The organism is Curtobacterium sp. UCD-KPL2560 (assembly GCF_001705035.1).
In the GTDB taxonomy this organism is placed as follows: domain Bacteria; phylum Actinomycetota; class Actinomycetes; order Actinomycetales; family Microbacteriaceae; genus Curtobacterium.
The window spans coordinates 1-25,446 of the sequence record NZ_MCIG01000051.1 but is presented as its reverse complement, the minus strand read 5'-3'; the positions used below and the strand labels follow the sequence as shown (position 1 = coordinate 25,446).

Here is a 25,446-nt window from a genome sequence, read left to right as displayed (position 1 = left end):
GCACCGCGCGCCACGGATTCCCGTGGCGCGCGGTGCTTTCCGTTGTGCGCGAGCACGTCGCGCCGCCGCGCGGCACGCGCCGCGCCGCCGCGCACCGCGCCCTCAGCGCCCGGCGGACTCCCGCGACCGCGCCGGCTTCGCCTGCGGCACCTTCGTCCCGACGACCTGGTCGATGACGTCCCGGGCGATCACCTGCGCGGTCAGTCCCGCGTCCGCCAGGATCTCGGACCGCGACGCGTGGTCGATGAACGCGTCCGGCAACCCGAGTTCGTTCACGCCCGTGTCGACCCCCGCGGCGCGCAGGTCCTGGCGCAGCCGCGTGCCGACTCCGCCGACGCGCACGCCGTCCTCGATCGTGATGACGAGCCGGTGCTCGCGGGACAGGTCGACGAGCGACCCGGGGACGGGCACGACCCAGCGCGGGTCGACGACGGTCGCGCCGATCCCCTGCGCCTCGAGCAGCGCCGCCGCGTCGAGCGCCACGGGCACCATCGAGCCGACGGCCACGAGGAGCACGTCCGGCTCCTGTCCGTCGGCCGGGTCGCGCAGCACGTCGACCCCGTCGGCCAGTCGTCGGAGCGCCGGCAGGTCCGGGCCGACCGACCCCTTCGACCAGCGCAGCACGGTCGGTGCGTCGTCGACGGCCACGGCCTCGCGGAGTTCCTCGCGCAGCGTGACGGCGTCCCGGGGTGCCGCGATGCGGATCCCGGGCACGACCTGCAGCAGCGCGAGGTCCCACATCCCGTGGTGCGACGGCCCGTCCGGCCCGGTGATGCCGGCACGGTCGAGGACGAACGTCACCCCGGCGCGGTGCAGGGCGACGTCCATGAGCACCTGGTCGAACGCCCGGTTCAGGAAGGTCGCGTAGAGCGCCACCACGGGGTGCAGCCCGCCGTACGCCAGGCCGGCGGCGGTCGTCACGGCGTGCTGCTCGGCGATGCCGACGTCGATGACGCGGGACGGGTGCCGCTCCTGGAACAGGTGCAGCCCGGTCGGGCGGAGCATCGCAGCGGTGATCGCGACGATCCGCTCGTCCTCCGAGCCGATGTCCGCGAGCGTCGAAGCGAACACCGACGTCCACGACGGCCCCGACGACACGTCGAGCGACTCGCCGGTCTCCGGGTCGATGTGCCCGACCGCGTGGAACTGGTCGGCCTGGTCGCGGAGCGCCGGCTCGAAGCCGTGCCCCTTCTCGGTGATCGCGTGCACGATCGTCGGCGCGCCGTAGGCCTTCGCCTGCCGGAGCGCCGCCTCCATCGCGCGCTGGTCGTGCCCGTTCACCGGTCCGATGTACTTGATGTCGAGGTTCGAGTACAGCGCCTCGTTGTTCGTGAACCGGGCGAGGAACCCGTGCAGCCCCCCGCGCAGCCCACGGTAGAACGCCCGACCGGGGGCGCCGAAGTGCGACGCGACCGCCTGCGACTTCTCGAACAGCGCGCGGTACTCGCGGCGCGTGCGCACCGAGCTGAGGAACCGGGCCATGCCGCCGATCGTCGGGGCGTAGGACCGCCCGTTGTCGTTCACGACGATCACGAGCCGGCGGTCGTTGCTGTCCGAGATGTTGTTGAGCGCCTCCCACGTCATCCCGCCGGTCAGCGCGCCGTCACCGACGACGGCGACCACGGTGCGGTCGTCCTGCCCGGTCTGCCGGAAGGCGCGGGAGATGCCGTCCGCCCAGGACAGCGACGACGACGCGTGCGAGGACTCGACGATGTCGTGCTCCGACTCGCGCCGCTGCGGGTAGCCCGCGAGCCCACCCCGCTCCCGCAGCCGCGAGAAGTCCTGCCGCCCCGTGACGAGCTTGTGCACGTACGACTGGTGCCCCGTGTCGAACACGAACGGGTCGTTCGGGGAGTCGAACACGCGGTGCATCGCGAGGGTGAGCTCCACGACACCGAGGTTCGGCCCCAGGTGCCCGCCGGTCTTCGCGACCTCGGCGACGAGGAACCGCCGGATCTCCGCGGCGAGGTCGGTCATCTGCGCGTCCGACAGACGCTTCAGGTCGCGCGGCGACGTGATGCTCGAGAGCAGGCTCACGGGCGCTCCTTTCGTGGGGCAGGCCCCCACACTATCCGCGCGACCGGACGACGGACTGGAGGCCCGTGGCGGTGTCGCCACGGGCCTCCGGTCCGTCAGGTGGTCGCGTCAGCGACCGGTGCGCGCGTCGCGCGCCGTGCTCACACGAGCGAGCGGAGCACGTACTGCAGGATGCCGCCGTTGCGGTAGTAGTCCGCCTCACCGGGGGTGTCGATGCGGACGACCGCGTCGAACTCGACGGTCTGCTTGCCCGCCGGCGAGTGCTCGCTCGGCTCGGCCGTGACGTGCACGGTCTTGGGCGTGCGGCCCTCGTTGAGCTCGGTCAGACCGGAGATCGAGACGACCTCGGTGCCGTCGAGCCCGAGCGAGTCCGCCGACTCCCCCGCCGGGAACTGCAGCGGGACGACGCCCATGCCGATGAGGTTCGAGCGGTGGATGCGCTCGAAGCTCTCGGTGATGACCGCCTTGACGCCGAGCAGGTTCGTGCCCTTGGCCGCCCAGTCACGCGACGAGCCGGAGCCGTACTCCTTGCCACCGAAGATGACGAGCGGGATGCCCTGCTCCTGGTAGTGCTGCGACGCGTCGTAGATGAACGACTGCTCGCCGTCGGCCGTGGTGAAGTCGCGGGTGTAGCCGCCCTCGACCCCGGCGCCGTCGTTGGCCGAGGCCAGGAGCTGGTTGCGGAGACGGATGTTCGCGAACGTCCCGCGGATCATCACCTCGTGGTTGCCGCGACGCGACCCGTACGAGTTGAAGTCCTTGCGGTCCACACCGTGCTCGTCGAGGTAGCGACCCGCGGGGCTGTCCGCCTTGATCGAGCCGGCCGGCGAGATGTGGTCGGTCGTGACCGAGTCGCCGAGCTTCGCGAGCACACGGGCACCGGAGATGTCCGACACCGCGTCGGGCTGCATCGTCATGCCCTCGAAGTACGGGGGCTTCCGGACGTAGGTCGACTCCTGGTCCCACTCGAACGTGTCGCCCGTCGGGGTCGGCAGGTTCTTCCAGCGGTCGTCGCCCTCGAACACCGAGCCGTACTCGTGCGTGAACATCTCGGTGTCGATCGAGGTGTCGATGACCTGCTGCACCTCGGCCGCGTCGGGCCAGATGTCCTGCAGGTAGACGTCGTTGCCGTCCTGGTCGGTGCCGAGTGCGTCGGCGTCGAAGTCGAAGTGCATCGACCCGGCGAGGGCGTACGCGATGACCAGCGGCGGCGAGGCCAGGTAGTTCATCTTCACGTCGGGGTTGATGCGGCCCTCGAAGTTGCGGTTGCCCGAGAGCACCGCGGTCACGGCGAGGTCGTTGTCCTGCACGGCCTGCGAGATCTCCTCGGGCAGCGGGCCCGAGTTGCCGATGCAGGTGGTGCAGCCGTAGCCGACCGTGTAGAAGCCGAGCTCCTCGAGGTAGCTGGTGAGACCGGCCTTCTCGTAGTAGTCGGTGACGACCTTCGAACCCGGCGCGAGGGTGGTCTTCACCCACGGCTTGGCCTTCAGGCCCTTCTTCGCCGCGTTCCGGGCGAGGATGCCCGCGGCCATCATGACCGAGGGGTTCGACGTGTTCGTGCACGAGGTGATCGCTGCGATCGCGACCGCGCCGTGGTCGATCGTGAACGTGTCACCGTCGCCGACCGTGACCGAGGTCGGCTTCGAGACCGTGCCGGGCGCGCTCGAGGCGTGCACCGGGACCTCGGACGCCTGGGCGTCCTGCAGGTCGTCGACCGCGTGCTCGTCGCCGGGCGCCGCGGCGACCGGGTCGGATGCCGGGAAGGTGTCGGCGACGGCCTTGTCCTCTTCCGAGTGGTCGATGCTCGCGTAGTTGGCGAGGTCGACCTCGAACTGGTCCTTGGCCTTCGACAGCTCGATGCGGTCCTGCGGACGCTTCGGGCCGGAGATCGAGGGGACGACCGTCGACAGGTCGAGCTCCATGTACTCCGAGTAGGCCGGCTCGACCGAGGGGTCGTGCCAGAGGCCCTGCTCCTTGGCGTACGCCTCGACGAGGGCGATCTGCGCGTCGTCGCGGCCGGTCAGGCGCAGGTAGTCGAGCGTGACGTCGTCGACGGGGAAGATCGCGGCCGTCGAGCCGAACTCGGGGCTCATGTTGCCGATGGTCGCGCGGTTCGCGAGCGGGACCGCCGAGACGCCCTCGCCGTAGAACTCGACGAACTTGCCGACCACGCCGTGCTTGCGGAGCTCCTGCGTGATGGTGAGCACCACGTCGGTCGCGGTGACGCCGGCCGGGATCGCGCCGGACAGTTTGAAGCCCACGACCTTCGGGATGAGCATCGACACCGGCTGGCCGAGCATCGCGGCCTCGGCCTCGATGCCGCCGACGCCCCAGCCGAGCACGCCGAGGCCGTTCACCATCGTGGTGTGCGAGTCGGTGCCGACGAGGGTGTCCGGGTACGCGTAGAGCTCGCCGTCGAACTCGCGCGTGTACGTGACCTTCGCCAGGTACTCGATGTTCACCTGGTGGACGATGCCCGTGCCCGGCGGGACGACCTTGAAGTCCTCGAACGCGGTCTGGCCCCAGCGGAGGAACTGGTAGCGCTCACCGTTGCGCTCGTACTCGAGGTCGGTGTTGCGCTGCAGGGCGTCCTCGCGACCGAACAGGTCGGCGACGACGGAGTGGTCGATGACCATCTCGGCCGGGGACAGCGGGTTGATCTTGTTCGGGTCGCCGCCGATCTGCGCCATCGCCTCGCGCATGGTGGCGAGGTCGACGATGCAGGGCACGCCGGTGAAGTCCTGCATGACCACGCGGGCCGGCGAGAACTGGATCTCGGTGTCCGGGTCGGCCTCGGGCTTCCACGAGCCGAGGGCGCGGATCTGCGCTTCGGTGACGTTGGCCCCGTCCTCGGTGCGGAGGAGGTTCTCGAGCAGCACCTTCAGGCTGTACGGGAGCTTCTCGTGCCCGGGCACGGCGTCGATCCGGTGGATCGCGTAGTCGACACCCCCAACCGACAGTGTGTCCTTCGAGCCGAAGCTGTTGACTGCAGCCACTGTGCCGCCTCCCTGGTGATCGGTGTGCCCTCATCCTCGTGGGCCGCGGACCGTCCCACCAGCAAGGCAAACCTAATCCCGGGGCCGTGCGAGCGCCGCCGGGAAACTGTCTCGATGTCGAGACAACCCTACACCGCGGCGGTGTCGTCCCGACGCGTGAACACCGTGCGGACGAGCAGCCACGTGACCCAGAGCACGGCGGCGTAGAGCGGCACGCCGAGGATCAGCTTCAGCCCGGCGAGCAGCTCGACCTGCGCCGTCAGGTACAACGGCACCTCGACGGCCAGGCGGAGCGCGAACAGTCCGACCCAGACCCACGTGGCCACCGTCAGGACCCGCCGCTTCGCGGGGTCCGCGCGCCAGTCGACGTGCGAACCGTCCTCGGCCGCCGGCAGCAGGAAGCCGACGACGACGCCGATGAGCGGCCACCGGACCGCGAGCGACACGAGCAGTCCGACGAGCCACACGGCGTTGATGACGATGCCGGGGATGAAGTTCGTCTCGGCACGTCCGGTCAGGAGCGCGAGCCCGGCGGACACGGCCACGCCGAGGATGCCGGCGAACGACATCGTCACGGACTGCCGCTGCACCAGCCGGAGCACGACGAAGACGAGCCCGACGACGACCGGGATCACGACGCTCGGGACGAGCTCCTTCGTGATCGTGTAGACGACGAGGAACGCCAGGCCCGGAAGGATCGACTCGGCGAGCCCGCGGATCCCGCCGACGGCGCCGAGCAGGTCGCGGCCCGACGGCGTCTCGCCGGGTGCGACGCGGGCGATCCCGGCGTTCTGCACCGCGGCGCGGAACTGCTCCGAGAAGGTCGGCTGCGCCGCACCGGGCTCGCCCGCCACGGACGCACCCGTGCCGGACGCACCCGCACCGGCCGCGAGCGTGTCGGACGCGTCCGTCGGGACCGCGCCCGTGTCGGGACGTGGGCTGTCGTCGTGGACCGGCACCGTGCCTCCAGGCCTGATCGTGTGTCGGGACGGCGTCAGACGGCGCTCTGCGTCGCCTTCGGCATGTGCAGCGGGATGAGGTCGCGCGGCGGCATCGGCGTGGTGCCGCGCACCACGACCACGCTGCGGAACAGCTCCTCGATCTCGGTGGCGTCGTCGGGCTGCTCGGCGGCCTTGCCGGCGATCACGCCGCGGAGGAACCAGCGCGGGCCGTCGACCCCGACGAAGCGGGCCGGGCGGGCACCGTCGGTGGTCCCGGTGCCGTCGGTGACGACCGGCACGAGGGCACGGAGCTCGGGGCCGAAGGGACCCTCGACCTCGTCCACGGTGCCGCCCTGGCGCTCGATCTGCTCGGCGATCTGCGCGCGGATCTCGTGCCACAGGCCGGTCGACCGGGGCGCGGCGAACGGCTGGACCTGCAGCGTCGACTCGTCGTAGTCGAGGCCCACGGCGACGACGCGCTGCGAGCCCTCCTCGACCTCGAGACGCAGGTGCAGTCCCTCGCGCGGCAGGACCTTCACGCCACCGAGGTCGACGTACGGGCGCACCAGGTTCGCCTCGGTCTCGTCGTGCGGACCGTTCTCGGCACGGTCGGCCGGTGCGGACTTGTCGGTCGGGGCGACCGCGTCCACCTCGTCGACCCCGGCGTCGGCGTCCGTGGCGATGTCGAGCTCGGGCGTCGTGTCCGCCACCTCGGCGTCCGCGGCGACGGCGTCCGCCACCTCGACCTCGCTCTGCTTGCGTCGACCGAACTTCATGCGTCCGTTCCTTCCTCAACGTCGTGGGCGGCGCCGGGGGCACCGCTCCGGTCACCGTAGCCCGAGGACCCGAACCCGCCCTCACCGCGACCGCTCTCGGGCAGTGCGTCGACGCGGGTGAACGACACGCGCGGCACCGGCATGACGATCAGCTGTGCGATGCGGTCGCCGACGTGCACCTCGTACGGCTCGGTGGCGTCGATGTTGAGCAGGGCGACCTTGACCTCGCCGCGGTAGCCCGCGTCGACGGTGCCAGGGGCGTTCACGATCGTGATGCCGTGCTTCGCCGCGAGGCCGCTGCGCGGGACGACGAAGGCGACGTGGCCGTCGGGCAGCGCGATGCGCAGGCCCGTCCCGACGAGGCGGCGCTCGCCCGGACGGAGCACGAAGGACTCGGTGGAGACGAGGTCGGCACCGGCGTCGCCGGGGTGCGCGTACGCGGGGGTGTTCTCCCCCGTCCAGAGGACGTCGACTGGTTCGGTCACGTGACGAGGGTAGTGCAGCCCGTGACCGTTCCGTGACCTGGACCGGTTCGTGGTCGAATGGACCCCGTGACCGTGTACCGCGAACGACTCTGGGCCCCGCCCGCCCTCTACCTGGCGACGGCGCTCGTCATCCCCGCGAGCCTCCTCGTCTTCCTGCCGATCAGCGTCCTCGCCGGCGTCCTCGTGGCGATCGGGATGTACGCCGGGGTCGTCGTCCTGCTCGGGGTCCTCGCCCCCGTGGTCGAGGTCACCGACACCGAGTTCCGCGCCGGACGTGCGCACCTGCCCCGAGGCCTCGTGGGTGCGGTCACCGCGTACCAGGGCGCGGAGGCCACGACCCAGCGCGGTCCGAAGCTCGACGCCCGTGCGTGGACGCTCTTCCGCGGCTACGTGCGCGGCGTCGTCAAGGTCGAGGTCGCCGACCCCGCCGACCCGACGCCGTACTGGCTCGTCAGCGTGCGGCACCCGGAGCGCGTGGTCGAGGCGCTGCGCGCCTGAGGACCGGCCGGGAGGCGCGGGTCGGGCCCGCCCCGCGCGCCGGCCCCGTCGGCTGGTCCCGTCCACGGACACCGTCGGCTGGTCCCGTCCACCGACACCGTCGGCTGGTCCGGCCCGCCGGGACGACGGAAGGCCCGCCACCCCGAGGGGTGACGGGCCTTCCGGTCGATCTGCCTAGAGCGAGGCGCACTCCGCGCACACGGGTCCGAGCTTCGACTCGTGGTCGAGCTGCGAGCGGTGCTTCACGAGGAAGCACTCCACGCACGTGAACTCGTCGACCTGCGGCGGGAGCACGACGACGTCGAGGTCGACGTCGCTGAGGTCCTGTCCGGCGAGCTCGAAGCTGCCGGGGTTGTCCGAATCATCGTCGACGACCCCCGACATCTTGTCGGGCACGCGCTCCTTGAGGGCCTCGATCGACTCTGAGTCAGAGGATTCGTCGGTCTTCCTGGGGGCGTCGTAATCGGTGGCCATGCCCATCCATTTCTCGGTTCGAGAGGTCGTCGCCGGTGATCGGCGGCGACAGTTTGCACCACGGCCCCGCAGAGCGCAAACCGAACGCGCTGTGGGATCGTCAGGCCCTGCAACCGGACACCCGACCCGGACATTCCCGGGTGCCGCACACCGGTCGACACCAACCCGCGGCGCGCCCGTGCGCCTCCGCCGGATCGGCCCGGGGCCCCTGCATACTCCTCGGGTACGCGCACGACCGTACGGACGCTCGGGAGGCGGAACCATGCAACACGTGAGAGTCATCGGAGTCGAGGCCGGGGCACTCCTGCTCGCGACCGACGGCGGCACCGAGTTCCGGTTGCCGGTCACCTCGTCGCTGTCGAGCCAGGTCCGGCAGGCGAACCCCGACGCGGGCCCGCAGAAGCGCGTCTCGCCGAAGGACGTGCAGGCACGCATCCGCGGTGGTGCCGACGCCGCCGACGTGGCCTCGGCGCTCGACGTCGACGTCGAGTACGTCCGTCGCTTCGAGGGCCCCGTGCTCGCCGAGCGTGCGTTCATCCTCGACGCAGCACGCCGCGTGCCGGTCACCCCGGCGGACGCCGAGTCCCCGGACACCTTCGGCGAGGCCATCGACGCCAAGCTCGCGTCCGGCGACGCCACCGCGGTCACGTGGGGGTCCTGGAAGCACGCCGAGCACGGCTGGCAGGTGCGCGTCCGCTACACCGCGTCCGAGGTCGAGCACGACGCGCAGTGGCTCTTCGACCCGAAGACCTCGACGCTGACCCCGGACAACGGTGACGCCCACCGGCTGTCCGACACCGAGGAGGAGGGCATCGCCCCGCGCCTCCGTGCGGTGGAGAACGACCACCAGGCAGCCGACGGCACGCGCTTCGACTCGGGCGCGTTCCGCGTCGAGCAGGTCGAGGAGCAGCAGCCAGAGCCGGAGGCCGCCGAGCGTCCGCTCCGTGCGCCGCTCCCCCGCATCGGCGCCGCACCCGTCGAGGACCGCTCGCCGGGCAACGAGACCGCCGACCTCCTCGAGGCCCTGCGCCGCCGCCGTGGTGAGCGCGAGGCCGCGGCGTTCGGCGAGCAGCAGGACGAGCCGCGCGGCACGTCCATCAGCGTCGTCGACATCCCCCTGCAGGGCTTCGACTCGCCCGTGTCGGCCCCCGAGCGCGGCGATGCCCGCCCGGCATCGGCGCCGGACGCCGACGCGCGTCCCGACCGCAAGAAGCGGAACCGCCGCTCGATGCCGAGCTGGGACGAGATCGTCTTCGGCACCCGCCCGGAGGACCCGGCCTGACCGAGCGCGCCTGACCGCCGGGGTCAGGCGGCGAACGCCCCGCCGAGCCGGAGCGGCACGAACACCTCGTCGTCGGTCATGGCCCCGTGCTGGCCGATCATGCGCTTCGGCGTGTCGCGCGGCCCGACCTCGCGGTCGTCGTTGAAGGCCCAGGAACCCCGCGCCACGACCACGACGTCGCCGATGCGCGGGAGCACGCGCTCGTCCACGGCGCCGAACCACCCGGCCGCGACCGCCTCGTCACGGCTCGCGACGTACGCCTTCTTGCCGTAGCGGACCCGCCAGGCCTCGACGAGCGCCGGGACGTCGGTCCCGGGTGCGACCGTGAGCTGCCGGCAGCGCGGGTCACCGGCGACCCCGACGACGTCCTCGAGCAGCGCCGGGTCGATCGCCACGTTCGCCTGCTCCGGCACGTCGAGCACCCCGTGGTCGGCGGTCACGAGCAGCCCGACGTCGGGCGCACCGCGGTCCTCGAGCCGGGCGAGCTCGCCGTCGAGGAGCTCGAGCGCGGCCGTCCACCGGTCGGACTGCCACCCGTGCTTGTGCCCGATCGAGTCGAGCTCCGGCACGTACAGGTAGACCAGGGACCGGCCGGTCGCGGTCTCGGCCAGTGCGGCGTCCACCCGCTGCGGGATGCTGTCTGCGGCGACGTAGCGCGCGCCGCCGAGCACGCTCGCGGTCATCCCCGACGCGCGGTACCGGGTCGGACCGACCACCACGGGGTCGACCCCGAGCAGGACAGCGTCGGTGAAGACCGTCGACGCGAGCAACCAGTCCGCGGGCACGACGTCGTCCCACCCGCTCAGCAGGTTCATCACCCGCGCTGTGTCCGGGTTCCACCCGCTGTACCCGACCACGCCGTGGGTCCCGGGCGAGCGACCGGTCGTCAGGGTGCTCAGGGCGGCGGCGGTCGTCGTGGGGAACCCGCTGCGCATCCGCTTCCCCCCGGTGGCGAGCCAGCGCGCGTGTCCCGCTCGCGCAGCCAGCGCGGCGGACCCCAGGCCGTCGACCAGCACGACGACCGCGGAACGGGCGGGACGGAGGGTGATCCGCGCCTCCCGGCCGGTGGCACGCAACCACGCGTCGTCGGCGGCGCCGAGTGCGACGAGGCAACTCGGCAGCACGTCGGCGAGGTTCGCGGGGGCGTCGGGGGCGCTCGGTACGCTGGGGGGCACCCCCAGATCCTCCCAGAAAGGTCCCATGGCACGCACGGAAGCAGTCGGCCTGCCCGACGGTGAGCGCATCGAGGACGTCGACGTCTCCGAGGAGATGCAGGGTTCGTTCCTCGAGTACGCGTACTCCGTCATCTACTCGCGGGCACTGCCCGACGCACGCGACGGCCTCAAGCCGGTGCAGCGTCGCATCCTGTACCAGATGGCCGAGATGGGCCTGCGCCCGGACCGCGGGCACGTCAAGAGCGCGCGCGTGACGGGCGAGGTGATGGGGAAGCTGCACCCGCACGGCGACGGCGCGATCTACGACGCCCTCGTGCGGATGGCGCAGCCCTTCACGATGCGCGTCCCGCTCGTCGACGGACACGGCAACTTCGGCTCGCTCGACGACGGTCCGGCGGCCGCGCGCTACACCGAGGCCCGGCTCGCCGAACCGTCGACGGCGATGACCGAGGGGCTGAACGAGGACGTCGTCGACTTCGTCCCGAACTACGACAACCAGATCATGCAGCCGGCGGTCCTGCCCGCAGCGTTCCCGAACCTGCTCGTCAACGGGGCCTCGGGCATCGCGGTCGGCATGGCGACGAACATGGCGCCGCACAACCTCGGCGAGGTCGTCGAGGCCGCCAAGCACCTGCTCCTGCACCCGTCGGCGACGCTCGAAGAACTCATGGAGTTCGTCCCCGGTCCCGACCTGCCCTCCGGCGGCACGATCGTGGGGCTCTCCGGGGTGCGCGACGCCTACGCCTCGGGTCGCGGCTCCTTCCGCACCCGCGCCAAGGTCAGCGTCGAGAACCTGACGCCGCGCAAGACCGGCCTGGTCGTGACCGAGCTGCCCTACCTGGTCGGCCCGGAGCGCGTGATCGAGAAGATCAAGGACGGCGTCCAGTCCAAGAAGCTCGTCGGGATCTCGGACGTCAACGACCTGACCGACCGCAACCACGGCCTCCGGCTCGTCATCGGCATCAAGTCCGGCTTCAACCCGACGGCCGTGCTCGAACAGCTCTACAAGCACACCCCGCTCGAGGACGGCTTCGGCATCAACAACGTCGCGCTCGTCGACGGTTCCCCGCGCACCCTCGGGCTGCGGGAGCTGCTCGACGTGTACGTGCGGCACCGCATCGCGGTCGTCACCCGTCGGTCGGAGTACCGCCTCGCCCGGCGCCGGGAGCGGCTGCACCTGGTCGAGGGTCTGCTCGTCGCGATCCTGGACATCGACGAGGTCATCGAGGTCATCCGTTCCTCCGACGACTCCGAGACCGCTCGCGGCCGCCTGCAGGACGTGTTCGACCTCTCCGAGGTGCAGGCCGAGTACATCCTCGAGCTCCGGCTGCGGCGGCTGACGAAGTTCTCGCGTCTCGAGCTCGAGGGCGAGCGCGACCAGCTCCTCGCCGACATCGCCGCGCTCGAGGAGCTCCTGGCCTCGGACGACCGGCTCCGTGCCCAGGTGGCGCTCGAGCTCACCGAGGTGTCCGACCGCTTCGCGACGCCGCGCCGCACGCTGCTCACCGAGGCCGACGCCCCGGTCCGCGGCGCACGGAAGGCCGCGGTCGACCCGGAGTCCCTGCAGGTCGCCGACTCGCCGTGCCGCGTGCTGCTGTCCACCACCGGGCGGCTCGTGCGGGTCGACATCCCCGACACCGACCTCGGCATCGTGCGGGTCCCGAAGCGCTCGAAGCACGACGCGGTCCGCTCCACGGTCGTCTCGACGGTCCGCGGCCGGGTCGGTGCGCTGACCTCGACCGGACGGGTGCTGCGGTTCTCGCCGGTCGACGTCCCCTCGGTGCCGCCGGCGTCGGTGCGGCTCGACGCGGGCGTCCGGGTGGCCGAGTACCTCGGCATCGCCCGCACCGAGACCGTCGTCGCCCTCGTCGACCTGTCCGACGGCGCCACCGACTCGCTCGCGATCGGCACCGAGCAGGGCGTCGTCAAGCGCGTCGCCACGGGTGCCTGGCCCGACAAGGACGAGTTCGTCGCGATCGGGCTCAAGCCGAAGGACACCGTCGTCGGCGCGGCGCAGGCACCGGAGAGCGACGACCTGGTGTTCATCACCTCGAACGCGCAGCTCCTCCGCTTCCCGGCCGTCGGCGTGCGCCCGCAGGGACTCCCGGCCGGTGGCGTCGCAGGCGTGTCCCTCGCTGCGGGGGCCTCGGTCGTCTGGTTCGGCTCGGTCCCGCGCTCCGACGACGCGGTCGTCGCCACGGTCTCGACGTCGTCGGGTGCGCTGCCCGGCACGGACGCGGGCCGCGCCAAGGTGTCGGCGTTCTCGGAGTTCCCGGTCAAGGGCCGGGCGACCCAGGGGGTCCGCGCGCACGCGTTCCTCAAGGGCGAGGACGGCGTGACCGTCGCCTGGGCGGGCATCGCACCGCCGCACGCCGTCGGGTCCGACGGTGCCGCACGGACGCTGCCCGACTGGCTGTCGAAGCGCGACGGTTCCGGTGCGCCGCTCGAGGCCGTGATCGCGACGATCGGCGGGAGCGCCGCGGCGCTCGACGGGACCGCGGGCGAAGCGTAGCGGCGGGCTCGCCGGTGTCACCGCGTCGACGCGGTGACACCGGCACCACCGCGTGCGGGCGGAGACGGCATCACCGAACGCGGGCGGTGACGCCGGTGCCACCGCGTGCGGGCTGCGACGCCGGCAGGCCTCGCTCGCACCTAGGCGTCGATGCGGTCCCGGTCGAGGCCCTCGCCGGCCAGGATGAACTCCTTGCGCGGCGCGACGTCGTTGCCCATCAGCAGCTCGAAGACCTTCGCGGCCCCCTCGGCGTCGGTGACGTTCACCCGACGCAGGGTCCGGTGCGTCCGGTCCATCGTCGTCTCGGCCAGCTGGTCGGCGTCCATCTCGCCCAGGCCCTTGTACCGCTGGATCGGCTCCTGGTACTTCTTGCCCTGCTTCGCGAGCTTCTTCAGCACGGCCTGCAGCTCGGCCTCGGAGTAGGTGTACAACGTGTCGTTCGGCTTGCCGCGGTTCACGACGACGACCCTGTGCAGCGGCGGAACGGCGGCGAAGACGCGGCCCTGCTCGATCATCGGACGCATGTACCGGAAGAACAACGTCAGCAGCAGGGTGCGGATGTGCGCGCCGTCGACGTCGGCGTCGGACATGATGATGATCTTGCCGTAGCGGGCCTGGTCGATCTCGAACGAACGACCGGAGCCGGCGCCGATCACCTGGATGATCGACGCGCACTCGGCGTTCGAGAGCATGTCGGAGACCGAGGCCTTCTGCACGTTGAGGATCTTGCCGCGGATCGGCAGGAGCGCCTGGTACTCGCTGTTGCGCGCCAGCTTCGCGGTGCCGAGCGCCGAGTCCCCCTCGACGATGAACAGCTCGGTGCCCTCGGCGTCCTGCTTGCGGCAGTCGGCGAGCTTCGTCGGCAGCGAGGAGTTCTCGAGCGCGTTCTTGCGACGCTGCGTCTCCTTGTGGGCGCGCGCGGAGATGCGGGTCTTCATCTCGGCGACGACCTTCTCGAGCACGAGCGCCGCCTGCGCCTTCTCGGTCCGCTGCGTCGAGGTGAGGATGTCGGTGAGGTGCTTCGACACGACCTGGTCGACGATCTTGCGGACCGCCGGGGTGCCGAGGACCTCCTTCGTCTGCCCCTCGAACTGCGGCTCGGGCAGGCGGACGGTCAACACGGCGGTGAGCCCGGCGAGGACGTCGTCCTTCTCGAGCTTGTCCTGCCCGACCTTGAGCTTGCGGGCGTTGGCCTCGACCTGGGTCCGCACGGCCTTCACGATGCCCGACTCGAAGCCGGCCAGGTGCGTCCCGCCCTTCGGCGTCGCGATGATGTTGACGAAGCTGCGCTCGATCGTCTCGTACCCGGAGCCCCAGCGCAGCGCGATGTCGACCTCGCACGCGCGCTCGACGGACGTCGACACCATGTGGCCCTTGTCGTCGAGCATCGGCACGGTCTCGGTGAACGTGCCCGTGCCCTGGATGCGCCAGACGTCGGTGACGGCGCTGTCGAGGGCGAGGTGCTCGACGAACTCGCTGATGCCGCCCTCGTACCGGAACCGCTCGACGACGGGACCGGCGGCGACGGTCGTGCCCGTCGCCTCGGCCCGCTCGGCCGCGGCGGCGATCGACGCCGGGCGCTCGTCGGTGATCGTGATGCCGAGCCCGGGCACCAGGAACGCGGTCTGGCGCGCCCGGCTGACCAGGTCGCTCGTGCTGAACTTCGCGTCCGGGGTGAAGATCTGCCGGTCCGCCCAGTAGCGCACGCGGGACCCGGTCACACCCTTCTTCACCTTGCCGACGACCCGCAGCTCGCTGCCCGACGTGTACGGCGAGAACGGTGCGTCCGGGCCGTCGCCGTCGAACACCCCCGGCTCACCGCGGTGGAAGGACATGGCGTAGGTCTTGCCGCCCCGGTCGACCTCGACGTCGAGGCGCTCCGACAGCGCGTTGACCACCGAGGCGCCGACGCCGTGCAGTCCGCCCGAGGCCGCGTACGACCCCGAACCGAACTTGCCGCCGGCGTGCAGCTTCGTGAACACGACCTCGACACCGGTGAGCCCGGTCTTCGGCTCGACGTCGACCGGGATGCCGCGCGCGGTGTCCCGTACCTCGACCGAGCCGTCGGCGTGGAGCACGACACCGATCTCGTCACCGTGTCCGGCGAGGGCTTCGTCGACCGAGTTGTCGATGATCTCCCACAGGCAGTGCATGAGGCCCCGGGAGTCGGTCGACCCGATGTACATGCCCGGACGCTTGCGGACCGCCTCGAGCCCCTCGAGGACGGAGAGATGGCGCGCAGAGTAGTCGGAGCTCACCCGCCGATGGTACCGACGCGCACCGACACCCTCGGCCGAGCGGAGCGGCGCGCCTCGGACTGGGGACAAGTGGTCCGCGGTGAGCGAAACAGGGTGCGCGCGATGCAGGGTTCCCAGCCACCACGTGTTCAAATGGTGACTCAACGCACCCCCTGCGATCCGTGAGGAGCACAGCAATGACCCAGACCGTGCACGACCTCTCCATCGACGAGACCACCAGCAACCAGCTCACCGCGCTCGACCGCTGCGACAGCTGCGGAGCGCAGGCCTACATCCGCGCGACGATGGCGAGCGGCGAGCTCTACTTCTGCGCGCACCACGGTGCTGAGTTCAAGGACAAGCTCGCGGCCACCGCGATCGAGTGGCACGACGAGAGCAGCCGACTCTACGAGTCGAAGTAGGCGCTCCCCCACAGCAGACGGGAGGCGCGGTGCCAGCTGGCACCGCGCCTCCCGTCTTGCTGTGTGCGGCAGGTCCCCCGGAACGGGTCGGTCTGCCGGCCCGCGGGATCAGGTGATCCGCTTGAAGGCCTTGTCGACGTAGCGGTCGACCGTCGCGCGCGCCTCGCGCGCGTACCGGTCGATCGTCGCGGTCCGCTCCGGGTCCGGGGCGTACGCGCGGCCGAGCCGCGCGGTGGCCGCAGCGAGCACGGCGTCGGTGAGCTGCGGGTTGAGCGGCAGGAGCGGCCCCTGCGTGTGCGTGCCGAAGGACGTCCCGACGATCGCGCCCTCGACCGGGGTGCCGGCCTGGTTGCCACCGCCCGAGACGACGTCGGCGAACGGCTCGACGCCGGCGCCGAGCTCGATCCGAGTCGCGTGGTCCTCGAAGCCGGCGAGGCGCGTCGGAGCACCGGGTAGGAGCGGGTACCGGGTGTCGAGGACGAAGTAGTTCACGCGACGCTCGGCCCCACGGACCGCACGCGCGTCGAACACGCCGAACCCGGTGACGGGCTCGCCCTCGGTCGGGACGACCTCGTTCGTCGCGAGGTCGAAGCCGCCACCGACCGCGACCACCGGCACGCCGGAGGCCGCCAGGTCGCGCAGCGGGGCGCCGACACGGACGACGTCCGCCCCGAGCGACCGCATGGCGCTGAGGGGTCCGTTGCCGACCACGACGACGTCGGCCGCGGTGGGCAGGTCGTCACCGGGGGCGTACTCGACGACCTCGGTCGCGATGTCCGCCGCCTCGGCCCGGCGGACCAGGGCCGCGACGTTGCCACGGTCGCCCGAGACGCCCATCTGGCGCGGGTACACGTGCAGGATGGTCAACCGGTCGGCGGTCATGCCGTCTTCTCCATGTCGCCGTGCCCGAGGGCCTTGCGGGCGATCATCATGATCTCGTAGTTGACGATGAAGTTCTTCGTGCCGGAGGTCGTCGCTCCGAGCTGCTCCATGTGACGGATCGCCGCCTCGACGTCCGGCTCGACGCGGTCGATGCGGACACCGGCGTGCTCGAGCGCGATCGCGATCTGCCAGGCCTTGTCGCCCGACACCACGTCGACGTGGTCGAGCTTCGAGAAGTCGATGTCGTAGATCCACGAGATGTCCGGGGTGCCCTCGTCGATCGCCATGAGGACCTGCTCCGGGCTGTCCGGCAGTGCGTCGAGGTTGAGCTGGAGGCTCGCGGCGTTCTTGAACATCGTGAACTCGGCGGACTCGCCGGCGATCGGGAGCCGCTCGCCACGGCCGTACGCCGGCTTCATCGTGCCGAACGCCAGGGTGACCGCCTCCGCGCGGAACTGCGCGCCGAGTGCAGCACTCGCGGTCGCGGTGGCCGCCGCGGCGTCGACCGCGTAGTGCAGGCCGCGCGCCGGCAGCCGGACGGGGATGTCCGTCCCGGCGAAGCGGATCGTCGCACCGTCGCCGGTGTTGACGACCACCTCGGACTCGGCCGGGTTCGGCTCGCCGTCGGTGCGGTCGAAGTCGTCGGCGTTCTGCAGGCCGTTCGGCGCCGCCGCCACGACCTCGGCGCTCGCACCGAACCGGAGCACGCGCTGCCCCGGCTCCGCCGTGTAGGCGTCGAGGAACTGGTCGTCGCGGTTCGTGATGACGTTCGCCGTCGAGAGCGCCGCCGTGTCGAGCATCATCGCCGCGACGCGCTCGGTCTCGAAGAATCGGTAGAGCTGGTCGACCTGGACGTTGAGCATCGTGACCGTCGACGGCGACAGGATCCCCGCGAGTTCGACCGCGAAGGCCTCGTCGACCTCGAGGATGCCGATGTCCGCCTTGAGCCGACCGGTCAGCGACACCTCGGACAGGAGCGCCGAGGCGATCCCCTGCGGAAGGTTCGCACCGGACGGGTTCGTGAACACCCGGAGCCCGTGCGCCCGCACGATGTCGGAGATCATGTGCGTCGTCGTCGACTTGCCGTTCGAGCCGAGCACGAAGACGACGCCGTTCGGGAACTGCTTCGTCACGTGCTGCAGGAAGTCCGGCACGAGCTTGAGGACGATGTAGCCCGGGTAGGCGGATCCCCCGCCGCGCGCACGTGCGAGGGCGCGGAGGACCCGCCCGACCAGGATCGGGATGAGGAAGCGCATCGGCCTACTCGAGGTAGTCGCGCAGCGACTGCGACCGCGACGGGTGGCGGAGCTTCGCCATCGTCTTGGACTCGATCTGGCGGATGCGCTCGCGCGTCACACCGAACGTGTCACCGATCTGGTCGAGGGTCTTCGGCTGGCCGTCGCCCAGGCCGAAGCGCATGCGGATGACGCCCGCCTCGCGCTCGGACAGGGAGTCGAGCAGGCTCTCGAGCTGCTTCTGCAGCATCGTGAACCCGACCGCGTCGGCCGGCACGACCGCCTCGGTGTCCTCGATGAGGTCACCGAACTCCGAGTCGCCGTCCTCGCCCAGGGGCGTGTGCAGCGAGATCGGCTCGCGGCCGTACTTCTGCACCTCGACGACCTTCTCCGGGGTCATGTCGAGCTCGCGGGCGAGCTCTTCCGGAGTGGGCTCGCGACCGAGGTCCTGCAGCATCTGGCGCTGGACGCGGGCGAGCTTGTTGATGACCTCGACCATGTGCACCGGGATGCGGATGGTGCGGGCCTGGTCGGCCATGGCGCGGGTGATCGCCTGGCGGATCCACCACGTCGCGTACGTCGAGAACTTGAAGCCCTTGGTGTAGTCGAACTTCTCGACCGCACGGATCAGGCCCAGGTTGCCCTCCTGGATGAGGTCCAGGAACTGCATGCCGCGGCCGGTGTAGCGCTTGGCGAGCGAGACGACCAGACGGAGGTTCGCCCCGAGCAGGTGGCTCTTCGCGCGCTGCCCGTCACGGGCGACCCAGCGGAGCTCGCGCTCCTCGGACTTGGACAGCCCCGTGCTGTGCTGCAGCTTGTCCTCGGCGAACAGGCCGGCCTCGATGCGCATCGCGAGCTCGACCTCCTGCTCGGCGTTGAGGAGGGCGACCTTGCCGATCTGCTTCAGGTAGTCCTTGACCGGGTCGGCCGTGGCGCCCGTGATGGTCGTCGAGTAGACCGGGGCCTCGTCGTCGTCGGACTGCGAGATGACCAGCGCACCGGCGGCGACGGCTGCCGCGGCGTCGGGCTTCGCAGCCGTGCCCTCGGTCTCGGTCTCGTCGGCGTCGTCCGTCGCGTCGACGACCTCGTCCACGGGCTCGACGGCCTCGTCCTCGTCGACCTCGTCAGCCTGCTTCTTCGCACGGCTGGTGGTCTTCTTCGGCGCAGCCTTCTTGGCGGCGGGCTTCTTCGCGGCGGTGGCCGGTGCGGCGCGCTTCTTCGGCGCGGCCTTGGTCTCGGCCGCGGGCTCGTCGCCGGTGGCGACGCCCTCGGGCTCGGTGTCCTTCGTGGGATCGATCGTCGTGCTCCGGGCAGCCATGCGATCACCTCTCTCGTCGTGCCACGTTCGTGGGGTCGTGGCCTCCCTCGCCGCCCAGGGCGTCCGCCGCAGTCCCCCGCGTCACACGTCCTACCGTTCCGGGCAGCAGGAGGACCCATGTCAAGTCCCCCGCGTTCGCGGCGCAGTCGAGCGTCACGGATGCGAGGGGGCCAGAACGGGTCCTCGGTCTATTGTTGCACGGCCTTCTTCCGCAGGCGCGCAACGAGTGCAACCCAGAGCGGTCCGACCTGTATTCCTTCCTGCGCGTGCAGCTCCCGACGAGTGCGCCGACGGGCGTGCAGGAGCATGCCCACGCCGACGCCGACGACGACGTACTGCACGGTCAGGGCGACCCGGAAGTTCTCCCAGTCGAAGACCGTGCGCCCCGTGGCCCCGGACACGACGTCGAGCAGGGTCCCGATGAGGAACATCATCACGAAGGCCGCCAGGAAGCCGCCGACGTTGACGACGCCGTTCGCCGATCCGAGGGACCCCACCGGGTTGAAGCTGCGGGCGAAGTCGAAGCCGATCAGGGAGCCCGGTCCGCCCACGCCCATCGCCACGACGAGCAGGACGAGCAGCCACGTCGGCGGGTGCCCTGGCCAGAGGAGCACCGCGGTCCAGACGAGTGCGAGCGCACCGACGATGCCGAGCACGAGGTTCGACCGACGCAGTGGGAACCGCGCGCAGAGGACCCCGAGCACCGGACCGGCGACGAAGCCGACGACGACGATGACCGTGAGGAAGGTCGCCGCCTCGGACGGGGTGTAGCCGAGCCCGCGGAGCATCGGCACGCCCCACAGGAGCGAGAACACCGTGCCGGACGACTGGGTCACGTAGTGCGACCAGAACCCGAGCTGGGTGCCCGGTCGGCGGAGGGCGTGCCCGAAGGTGTGGAACGCGCCTCGCCACGAGTGCGGCAGGGGCAAGGGGATGGTGTCCGTCCGGACCGGCACCGGCCCGTTGTTGACGAACACCACGGCGAGCAGCAGCCCGACGAGGCTCGCCGCCGCCGCGACACCGAACGCCGGGGTCCACCCGGCGGTGTGGAGCAGGACGGCGAACGGGAACGCGGACAGCACCTGCCCGACCTGGCCGAGGTTGCCCGTCCACTGCGAGACCTGCGGCAGGATCCGACCGCTGAACCACATCGGCACGAGCCGGATCACCGAGATGAACGTCATCGCGTCACCGGCACCGACGAGGACCCGGCCCGCGATCGCCGGCCCGATCGTCGGCGAGCAGGCGACGACCGCCTGGCCGGCCACCAGCAGCGCCGCGCCGAGGAGCACGAGCCGGCGCGGTCCGACCCGGTCGAGCGCGATGCCCACCGGGATCTGCAGCCCGGCGTACACGGCGATCTGGACGACCGCCAGGGTCGACAGGACGGCGGCGGACACCCCGAAGCGGTCCTGGGCGTCGACGCCCGAGACACCGAGGGACGAGCGCTGCACCACGGCCAGGACGTAGGCCAGCACCGCGACGCCCCACACGAGGAAGGCACGACGGGAGTTCACCCCACCAGGCTACCGAGACCGGTGCGTCACCAGCGTCCGCCTGTGCACGACGCGAGTGACGAGGCGGGCTGTGGAGGAGCCTCCAGTCCGACCGCTCGGCACGCTGGGACGGGAGCCGCCGCGTGTGCGCTCCGCGCGCTCAGTCGGCGGCTGCGTCGCCGTCCGGACGGCGGTCGGCGAGGAACCGCTCGAGCTCCGCCGCGATCGCGTCGGCCGTCGGGACCTCGCCGTCCACCCCGGTGAGGGGCGACCCGACGGGGTTGCCCTCCATGTAGGTGTCGTGCCGTTCCTCGAGCACCGAGACCAGCCGCTGCAGCTCGGCGTTGCCGGCGACCTGCTCGTCGACGCGGGTCAGGAACTCGCGACCCGCCTCGCGCAGGGCGTCGGTCGGGAAGATGAGCCCGGTGGCCGCGGAGATGCCCGACAGTCCCGCGACCGCGGCGTCGGGGAACTCGGTGTCGCCGAGGTAGTGCGGGACGAGCAGGACGAGCCCGGTGACCTGCGCACCGGACGAGGCGAGGCGGTGCTCGACGAGGTGCAGGACGTTCGCCGGCGCCTGCGTCTCGGGCTTCCAGACGCTCATCTGCTCGACGAGGTCGGCCCGCGTGCCGGAGACGGTGAGCCCGACCGGCCGGGTGTGCGGGACCGGCATCGGGATGGACTGCAGCCACGTCGTGTCGGCCACCTGCAGGCGGTCGGCGAGCTCGGTGACGGCGCGGACGAAGCGGTTCCACTGGAAGTCGGGCTCGTACCCGGTCAGGAACAGGAAGGGCTGCCCGAGCTCGTCGCGTACCAGGTGGAGCACGAGCCGGGGCGGGTCGACCGCGGTGATGTGGTCCTGCTCGAAGGTGATGACGGGGCGGCGGGCGCGCCAGTCGAGCAGCGCGTCGGGGTCGAACTCCGCCACGAGCTCGTGCTCGAGCCCGAGGATCGACGACGCGACCTGGGCGACGGCCGACCCCGCGTCCACGAAGCCGGTCAGTCCGGCGACCAGGTGCAGGCCGGCCGGGACGTCGGGAGCGGCGTCGGCGACGGTGTACAGGTCCTCGGGGTGGTTCACCGTCCCATGCTAGGCGGAGGCCCCGACGGGACCGGGCCGGACACCCACGCTGTCGGCGAACACGTGCTGGATAGGCTGGGCGCATGGTCCGACCGACGCTCTCCACCTCATCATCCGCACCCTCCGACGTCGAGGCCGACGTCCTCGTCCTCGGGGTCGTCCCGGGGAAGGACGGCGGCGCGCCCACCCTCGCTGCGGGCGCGACCGGCACGCTGGACGCCCTCGTCGACCTGGACCTCGCGACCGTCGGCGTCACCGGCGCGAAGGACCAGCTCGTCCGCCTGCCCGGCACCGGGGTCGCCGCCGCCGGCATCGCGCTCGTCGGCCTCGGCTCCTCGGTCGACGTCGCGGCGATCCGCTCGGCCGCGGGCAGCGCCGTCCGGCAGCTCCCCCACGCCTCGTCGATCACGCTCGCCCTCCCCACCGACTCGGCCGAGCTCGTCGACGCCGCGCTCGAGGGTGCCGCACTCGGCGCGTACGCCTTCACACGCCACAAGGGCGCCGGCACGACCGGCCCGACCCGCAGCGACCAGCGCATCGAGGTCCTCGCGCCGTCCGACGTGCCGGCCGACGCCACGGTCCGTCCGGCGATCGTCGCCGACGCCGCCGCGCTCGTCCGCGACCTCGTCAACACCGCGGCCGGTGACCTCGGTCCCGCCGACGTGGCCGACGTCGCGGTCGCGCAGGCCGAGGGGCTGCCCCTGACGGTCGAGGTGCTCGACGAGCACGCGCTCGAGGAGCAGGGCTTCGGCGGCATCCTCGGCGTCGGACGCGGATCCGAGCGCCCGCCGCGCCTGGTCGTCGTGCGGTACCAGCCCGAGGGCGCAGCGAAGCACCTCGCCCTGGTGGGCAAGGGCATCACGTTCGACACCGGCGGGCTCTCGCTCAAGCCCGCCGCGTCGATGCTCGGCATGAAGACCGACATGACCGGCGCCGCGACCGTGCTCGCCGCGACCGTCGCGGCCGCACGGCTCGGGGTCGACACGCGCATCACCGCGTGGCTGTGCCTCGCCGAGAACATGCCGTCCGGCTCGGCAACCCGCCCCGGTGACGTGCTGACGCTGAAGAACGGCAAGACCGTCGAGGTCACGAACACCGACGCCGAGGGCCGTCTCGTGCTCGGCGACGGCATCGCAGCGGCCTCGCTCGAGCAGCCCGACGCGATCGTCGACGTCGCGACGCTCACCGGTGCACAGGTCGTTGCGCTCGGCGACCGCACCACCGGCCTGATGGGCAGCGACGACCTCGTCGCCCGCGTCCGTGCCGTCGCCGACGCCGTGGCCGAGCCGATCTGGCCGATGCCGCTGCCCGAGGAACTCGACGCACGTCTCGCCAGCGACGTCGCCGACATGGTGAACGCCACGGTGGGCAACCCGTCCGGCGGGATGCTCCTGGCGGGCAAGTTCCTCGAGCGCTACGTCGGCGAGGGCATCCCGTGGGCGCACCTCGACATCGCCGGTCCGTCCGAGCACAAGGGCGGCGGCTACGGCTGGCTCGGCAAGGGGGCCACGGGAGTCATGGTGCGCACGCTCGTCCGGCTCGCAGAAGAGCTCCAGTCCAAGTAGTAGGTTGGTCCCGGCGGGGCAGCGCACCGACGCGCCCCCGCCGGAACCAGCGGGACGGGACCGGAACCATGCGGTCCGACCGTCGGACGCCGCCTCCGCGGTGTCCAGTGGGGTCCGACCCGGACCCCGACACGCACGAGGGAGTTGCACCAGGTGACGGAACAGACTTACGACGTCGTGGTCCTCGGTGGCGGCAGTGGTGGCTACGCCGCTGCGCTCCGGGCCGCGGAGCTCGGCATGAGCGTCGCGCTCATCGAAGGGGACAAGCTCGGTGGCACCTGCCTGCACCGCGGCTGCATCCCGACCAAGGCGCTGCTGCACGCCGCCGAGGTGGCCGACGCGACGCGTGACGCCGAGAAGTACGGCGTGGTCGCCGAGTTCGCCGGTGTCGAGGTCCCGAAGGTCATCGAGTACCAGCAGGGCGTCATCAACTCGAAGTACAAGGGCCTGCAGGGCCTGGTCAAGGCCCGCGGCATCACGGTCGTCGAGGGCTGGGGCCGCCTCACCTCGCAGAACACGGTGCAGGTCGGCGACCAGACCGTCACCGGCAAGAACGTCGTGCTCGCCACCGGCTCCTACTCGAAGTCCCTCCCGGGCCTCGAGATCGGCGGCCGCGTCATCACGTCCGAGACCGCGTTGAAGATGGACTACGTCCCGAACAAGGTCGTCATCCTCGGTGGCGGCGTCATCGGCGTCGAGTTCGCGAGCGTCTGGAAGTCCTTCGGCGCCGAGGTCACCATCGTCGAGGGTCTCCCCCACCTCATCCCCGCCGAGGACGAGTCGATGTCGAAGCAGCTCGAGCGCGCGTTCCGCAAGCGCGGCATCGAGTTCTCGCTCGGCATCCGGTTCGACCACGTCGACCAGCACGAGAACGGCGTCGTCGTGACGCTCGAGGACGGCAAGACCTTCGAGGGCGACGTCCTCCTGGTCGCCGTCGGCCGTGGTCCGCTCACGCAGAACATGGGCTTCGACGAGGTCGGCGTCGCGATGGACCGCGGTTTCGTCACCACCGACGAGCGTCTCGCCACCAACCTGCCGAACGTCTACGCCGTCGGCGACATCGTCCCCGGCCTGCAGCTCGCGCACCGCGGCTTCCAGCAGGGCATCTTCGTCGCCGAGGAGATCGCCGGTCTCAAGCCGGTCGTCATCCACGACGTCAACATCCCCAAGGTCACCTACTCCGACCCCGAGGTCGCATCGGTCGGGCTCTCGCAGTCCAAGGCCGAGGAGCAGTACGGCGCCGACAAGGTCGACACGTACGAGTACAACCTCGCCGGCAACGGCCGCAGCCACATCATCGGCACGTCCGGTGCCGTGAAGGTCGTCCGCGTCGTCGACGGTCCGGTCGTCGGCGTCAGCATGATCGGCGCCCGCGTCGGCGAGCTGATCGGCGAAGCCCAGCTCGCCGTCAACTGGGAGGCGTACCCGGAGGACATCGCCCCCCTCATCCACGCGCACCCGACGCAGAACGAGTCGCTCGGCGAGGCGTTCCTCAAGCTCGCGGGCAAGCCGCTGCACGCACTGTGATCACCACGACCACCGTGCGCAGCGCGACCACGACATCCACCACCACAGCAACCCGCGAACAGGAGCCCACCCGATGAGCGAATCCGTCAACCTCCCGGCGCTCGGCGAGAGCGTCACCGAGGGCACGGTGACCCGATGGCTGAAGAACGTCGGTGACCGCGTCGAGGTCGACGAGCCGCTGCTCGAGGTCTCGACCGACAAGGTCGACACCGAGATCCCGTCGCCGATCGCCGGCGTCGTCGAGGAGATCCTCGTCCAGGAGGACGAGACCGTCGAGGTCGGCACCGCGCTGGTGAAGATCGGCGACGGCTCCGGCTCGGGTTCCTCCGACTCGGGCGACTCCGGCGCCGAGCAGGCCCAGGGTGCCGACGAGTCCGCCGCCGAGGCGAGCGAGCCCGAGACGGCTCCGAGCACCGAGCAGCAGGAGGAGCAGCAGGCTCCCGAGCCCCAGCAGGCCGAGCCGGCTCCGGGCGGGCAGACGCAGCCCGCCGCCCCGCAGGCCCCCTC

General features: G+C 71.5%; 20 protein-coding genes. 7 read left to right on the top strand and 13 right to left on the bottom strand.

What is annotated here, in order from left to right; all coding sequences use genetic code 11:
* Nucleotides 1–102: 102 nt before the first annotated feature.
* From dxs to dut, 5 genes are all read right to left on the bottom strand, one after another.
* The gene (dxs, locus tag BEP24_RS11775; protein WP_065963594.1) at nt 103–2,037 is read right to left on the bottom strand and encodes a 1-deoxy-D-xylulose-5-phosphate synthase; all 1,935 of its coding nucleotides are present in this window, start codon (nt 2,035–2,037) and stop codon (nt 103–105) included.
* A 140-nt stretch (nt 2,038–2,177) separates the two neighbouring features.
* Entirely contained in the window at nt 2,178–5,033 is a 2,856-nt protein-coding gene (locus BEP24_RS11770; protein WP_065963592.1) for an aconitate hydratase, read from the bottom strand.
* Between the two features lie 128 nt (nt 5,034–5,161).
* Nucleotides 5,162–5,992: a DUF3159 domain-containing protein gene (locus BEP24_RS11765; RefSeq protein WP_083230318.1), complete on the bottom strand. Its 831-nt coding sequence runs from the start codon at nt 5,990–5,992 to the stop codon at nt 5,162–5,164.
* Between the two features lie 35 nt (nt 5,993–6,027).
* Nucleotides 6,028–6,750 carry a DUF3710 domain-containing protein gene (locus BEP24_RS11760; RefSeq protein WP_253181672.1) on the bottom strand — a complete coding sequence of 241 codons (723 nt, stop codon included), beginning with the start codon at nt 6,748–6,750 and terminating at the stop codon, nt 6,028–6,030.
* Nucleotides 6,747–7,235, bottom strand: coding sequence for a dUTP diphosphatase (gene dut / locus BEP24_RS11755; protein WP_065963590.1), 489 nt, complete (start codon nt 7,233–7,235; stop codon nt 6,747–6,749). The genes BEP24_RS11760 and dut overlap by 4 nt, the downstream gene beginning before the upstream one ends.
* Nucleotides 7,236–7,292: 57 nt before the next feature.
* On the opposite strand from dut, the gene BEP24_RS11750 reads away from it, so the two are divergent.
* Nucleotides 7,293–7,733, top strand: coding sequence for a DUF3093 domain-containing protein (locus BEP24_RS11750; RefSeq protein ID WP_253181671.1), 441 nt, complete (start codon nt 7,293–7,295; stop codon nt 7,731–7,733).
* 174 nt (nt 7,734–7,907) lie between these two features.
* Here BEP24_RS11750 and BEP24_RS11745 read toward each other — a convergent pair whose 3' ends face one another.
* Nucleotides 7,908–8,207 carry a DUF4193 domain-containing protein gene (locus tag BEP24_RS11745; RefSeq protein ID WP_065963598.1) on the bottom strand — a complete coding sequence of 100 codons (300 nt, stop codon included), beginning with the start codon at nt 8,205–8,207 and terminating at the stop codon, nt 7,908–7,910.
* A gap of 271 nt (nt 8,208–8,478) precedes the next feature.
* On the opposite strand from BEP24_RS11745, the gene sepH reads away from it, so the two are divergent.
* Nucleotides 8,479–9,489 (top strand): septation protein SepH, encoded by a 1,011-nt coding sequence (gene sepH, locus BEP24_RS11740; RefSeq protein WP_171898799.1) that lies wholly within the window; start codon nt 8,479–8,481, stop codon nt 9,487–9,489.
* A gap of 23 nt (nt 9,490–9,512) precedes the next feature.
* On the opposite strand, the gene BEP24_RS11735 is transcribed toward sepH, so the two are convergent.
* The gene (locus BEP24_RS11735; protein WP_065963584.1) at nt 9,513–10,664 is read right to left on the bottom strand and encodes a nucleotide pyrophosphatase/phosphodiesterase family protein; all 1,152 of its coding nucleotides are present in this window, start codon (nt 10,662–10,664) and stop codon (nt 9,513–9,515) included.
* A gap of 25 nt (nt 10,665–10,689) precedes the next feature.
* On the opposite strand from BEP24_RS11735, the gene BEP24_RS11730 reads away from it, so the two are divergent.
* Nucleotides 10,690–13,176: a DNA topoisomerase IV subunit A gene (locus BEP24_RS11730; RefSeq protein WP_065963581.1), complete on the top strand. Its 2,487-nt coding sequence runs from the start codon at nt 10,690–10,692 to the stop codon at nt 13,174–13,176.
* Nucleotides 13,177–13,316: 140 nt separating this feature from the next.
* Here the strand turns inward: BEP24_RS11730 and BEP24_RS11725 are convergent, their stop codons facing one another.
* Nucleotides 13,317–15,434, bottom strand: coding sequence for a DNA topoisomerase IV subunit B (locus tag BEP24_RS11725; RefSeq protein ID WP_065963579.1), 2,118 nt, complete (start codon nt 15,432–15,434; stop codon nt 13,317–13,319).
* Between the two features lie 176 nt (nt 15,435–15,610).
* Here BEP24_RS11725 and BEP24_RS11720 point away from each other — a divergent pair, with 176 nt between their 5' ends.
* Nucleotides 15,611–15,835, top strand: coding sequence for a hypothetical protein (locus BEP24_RS11720; RefSeq protein ID WP_065963576.1), 225 nt, complete (start codon nt 15,611–15,613; stop codon nt 15,833–15,835).
* 108 nt (nt 15,836–15,943) lie between these two features.
* Here BEP24_RS11720 and BEP24_RS11715 read toward each other — a convergent pair whose 3' ends face one another.
* The 5 genes from BEP24_RS11715 to BEP24_RS11695 all read right to left on the bottom strand — a co-directional run bounded on the left by BEP24_RS11715 (nt 15,944) and on the right by BEP24_RS11695 (nt 21,847).
* Nucleotides 15,944–16,717, bottom strand: coding sequence for a type 1 glutamine amidotransferase (locus tag BEP24_RS11715; RefSeq protein WP_065963575.1), 774 nt, complete (start codon nt 16,715–16,717; stop codon nt 15,944–15,946).
* Nucleotides 16,714–17,973, bottom strand: coding sequence for a MurT ligase domain-containing protein (locus BEP24_RS11710; protein WP_065963573.1), 1,260 nt, complete (start codon nt 17,971–17,973; stop codon nt 16,714–16,716). Before BEP24_RS11710 ends, BEP24_RS11715 begins: the two co-directional genes overlap by 4 nt.
* Nucleotides 17,974–17,977: 4 nt before the next feature.
* Nucleotides 17,978–19,270 carry an RNA polymerase sigma factor gene (locus BEP24_RS11705; protein ID WP_139197436.1) on the bottom strand — a complete coding sequence of 431 codons (1,293 nt, stop codon included), beginning with the start codon at nt 19,268–19,270 and terminating at the stop codon, nt 17,978–17,980.
* Nucleotides 19,271–19,458: 188 nt separating this feature from the next.
* Nucleotides 19,459–20,787: an MFS transporter gene (locus tag BEP24_RS11700; protein WP_065963572.1), complete on the bottom strand. Its 1,329-nt coding sequence runs from the start codon at nt 20,785–20,787 to the stop codon at nt 19,459–19,461.
* A 139-nt stretch (nt 20,788–20,926) separates the two neighbouring features.
* Nucleotides 20,927–21,847 carry a PAC2 family protein gene (locus tag BEP24_RS11695; RefSeq protein WP_065963570.1) on the bottom strand — a complete coding sequence of 307 codons (921 nt, stop codon included), beginning with the start codon at nt 21,845–21,847 and terminating at the stop codon, nt 20,927–20,929.
* An 83-nt stretch (nt 21,848–21,930) separates the two neighbouring features.
* Between BEP24_RS11695 and BEP24_RS11690 the strand changes: the two genes are divergently transcribed.
* The 3 genes from BEP24_RS11690 to BEP24_RS11680 all read left to right on the top strand — a co-directional run.
* Nucleotides 21,931–23,412, top strand: a complete 1,482-nt coding sequence (locus BEP24_RS11690) for a leucyl aminopeptidase (protein WP_065963568.1) — start codon at nt 21,931–21,933, stop codon at nt 23,410–23,412.
* A 153-nt stretch (nt 23,413–23,565) separates the two neighbouring features.
* Nucleotides 23,566–24,939, top strand: coding sequence for a dihydrolipoyl dehydrogenase (gene lpdA, locus BEP24_RS11685; protein WP_065963566.1), 1,374 nt, complete (start codon nt 23,566–23,568; stop codon nt 24,937–24,939).
* Between the two features lie 73 nt (nt 24,940–25,012).
* A partial coding sequence (locus BEP24_RS11680; protein WP_290439183.1) for a biotin/lipoyl-containing protein occupies nt 25,013–25,446 on the top strand: 434 nt, incomplete at its 3' end.

What these genes read in the sequence shown, in the direction of transcription:
- BEP24_RS11760 (WP_253181672.1), bottom strand. Translation starts at nt 6,750, where the DNA reads ATGAAGTTCGGTCGACGCAAGCAGAGCGAGGTCGAGGTGGCGGACGCC.
- BEP24_RS11750 (WP_253181671.1), top strand. Translation starts at nt 7,293, where the DNA reads ATGGACCCCGTGACCGTGTACCGCGAACGACTCTGGGCCCCGCCCGCC.
- BEP24_RS11745 (WP_065963598.1), bottom strand. Translation starts at nt 8,207, where the DNA reads ATGGCCACCGATTACGACGCCCCCAGGAAGACCGACGAATCCTCTGAC.
- BEP24_RS11730 (WP_065963581.1), top strand. Translation starts at nt 10,690, where the DNA reads ATGGCACGCACGGAAGCAGTCGGCCTGCCCGACGGTGAGCGCATCGAG.
- BEP24_RS11720 (WP_065963576.1), top strand. Translation starts at nt 15,611, where the DNA reads ATGACCCAGACCGTGCACGACCTCTCCATCGACGAGACCACCAGCAAC.
- BEP24_RS11715 (WP_065963575.1), bottom strand. Translation starts at nt 16,717, where the DNA reads ATGACCGCCGACCGGTTGACCATCCTGCACGTGTACCCGCGCCAGATG.
- BEP24_RS11710 (WP_065963573.1), bottom strand. Translation starts at nt 17,973, where the DNA reads ATGCGCTTCCTCATCCCGATCCTGGTCGGGCGGGTCCTCCGCGCCCTC.
- BEP24_RS11705 (WP_139197436.1), bottom strand. Translation starts at nt 19,270, where the DNA reads ATGGCTGCCCGGAGCACGACGATCGATCCCACGAAGGACACCGAGCCC.
- BEP24_RS11690 (WP_065963568.1), top strand. Translation starts at nt 21,931, where the DNA reads ATGGTCCGACCGACGCTCTCCACCTCATCATCCGCACCCTCCGACGTC.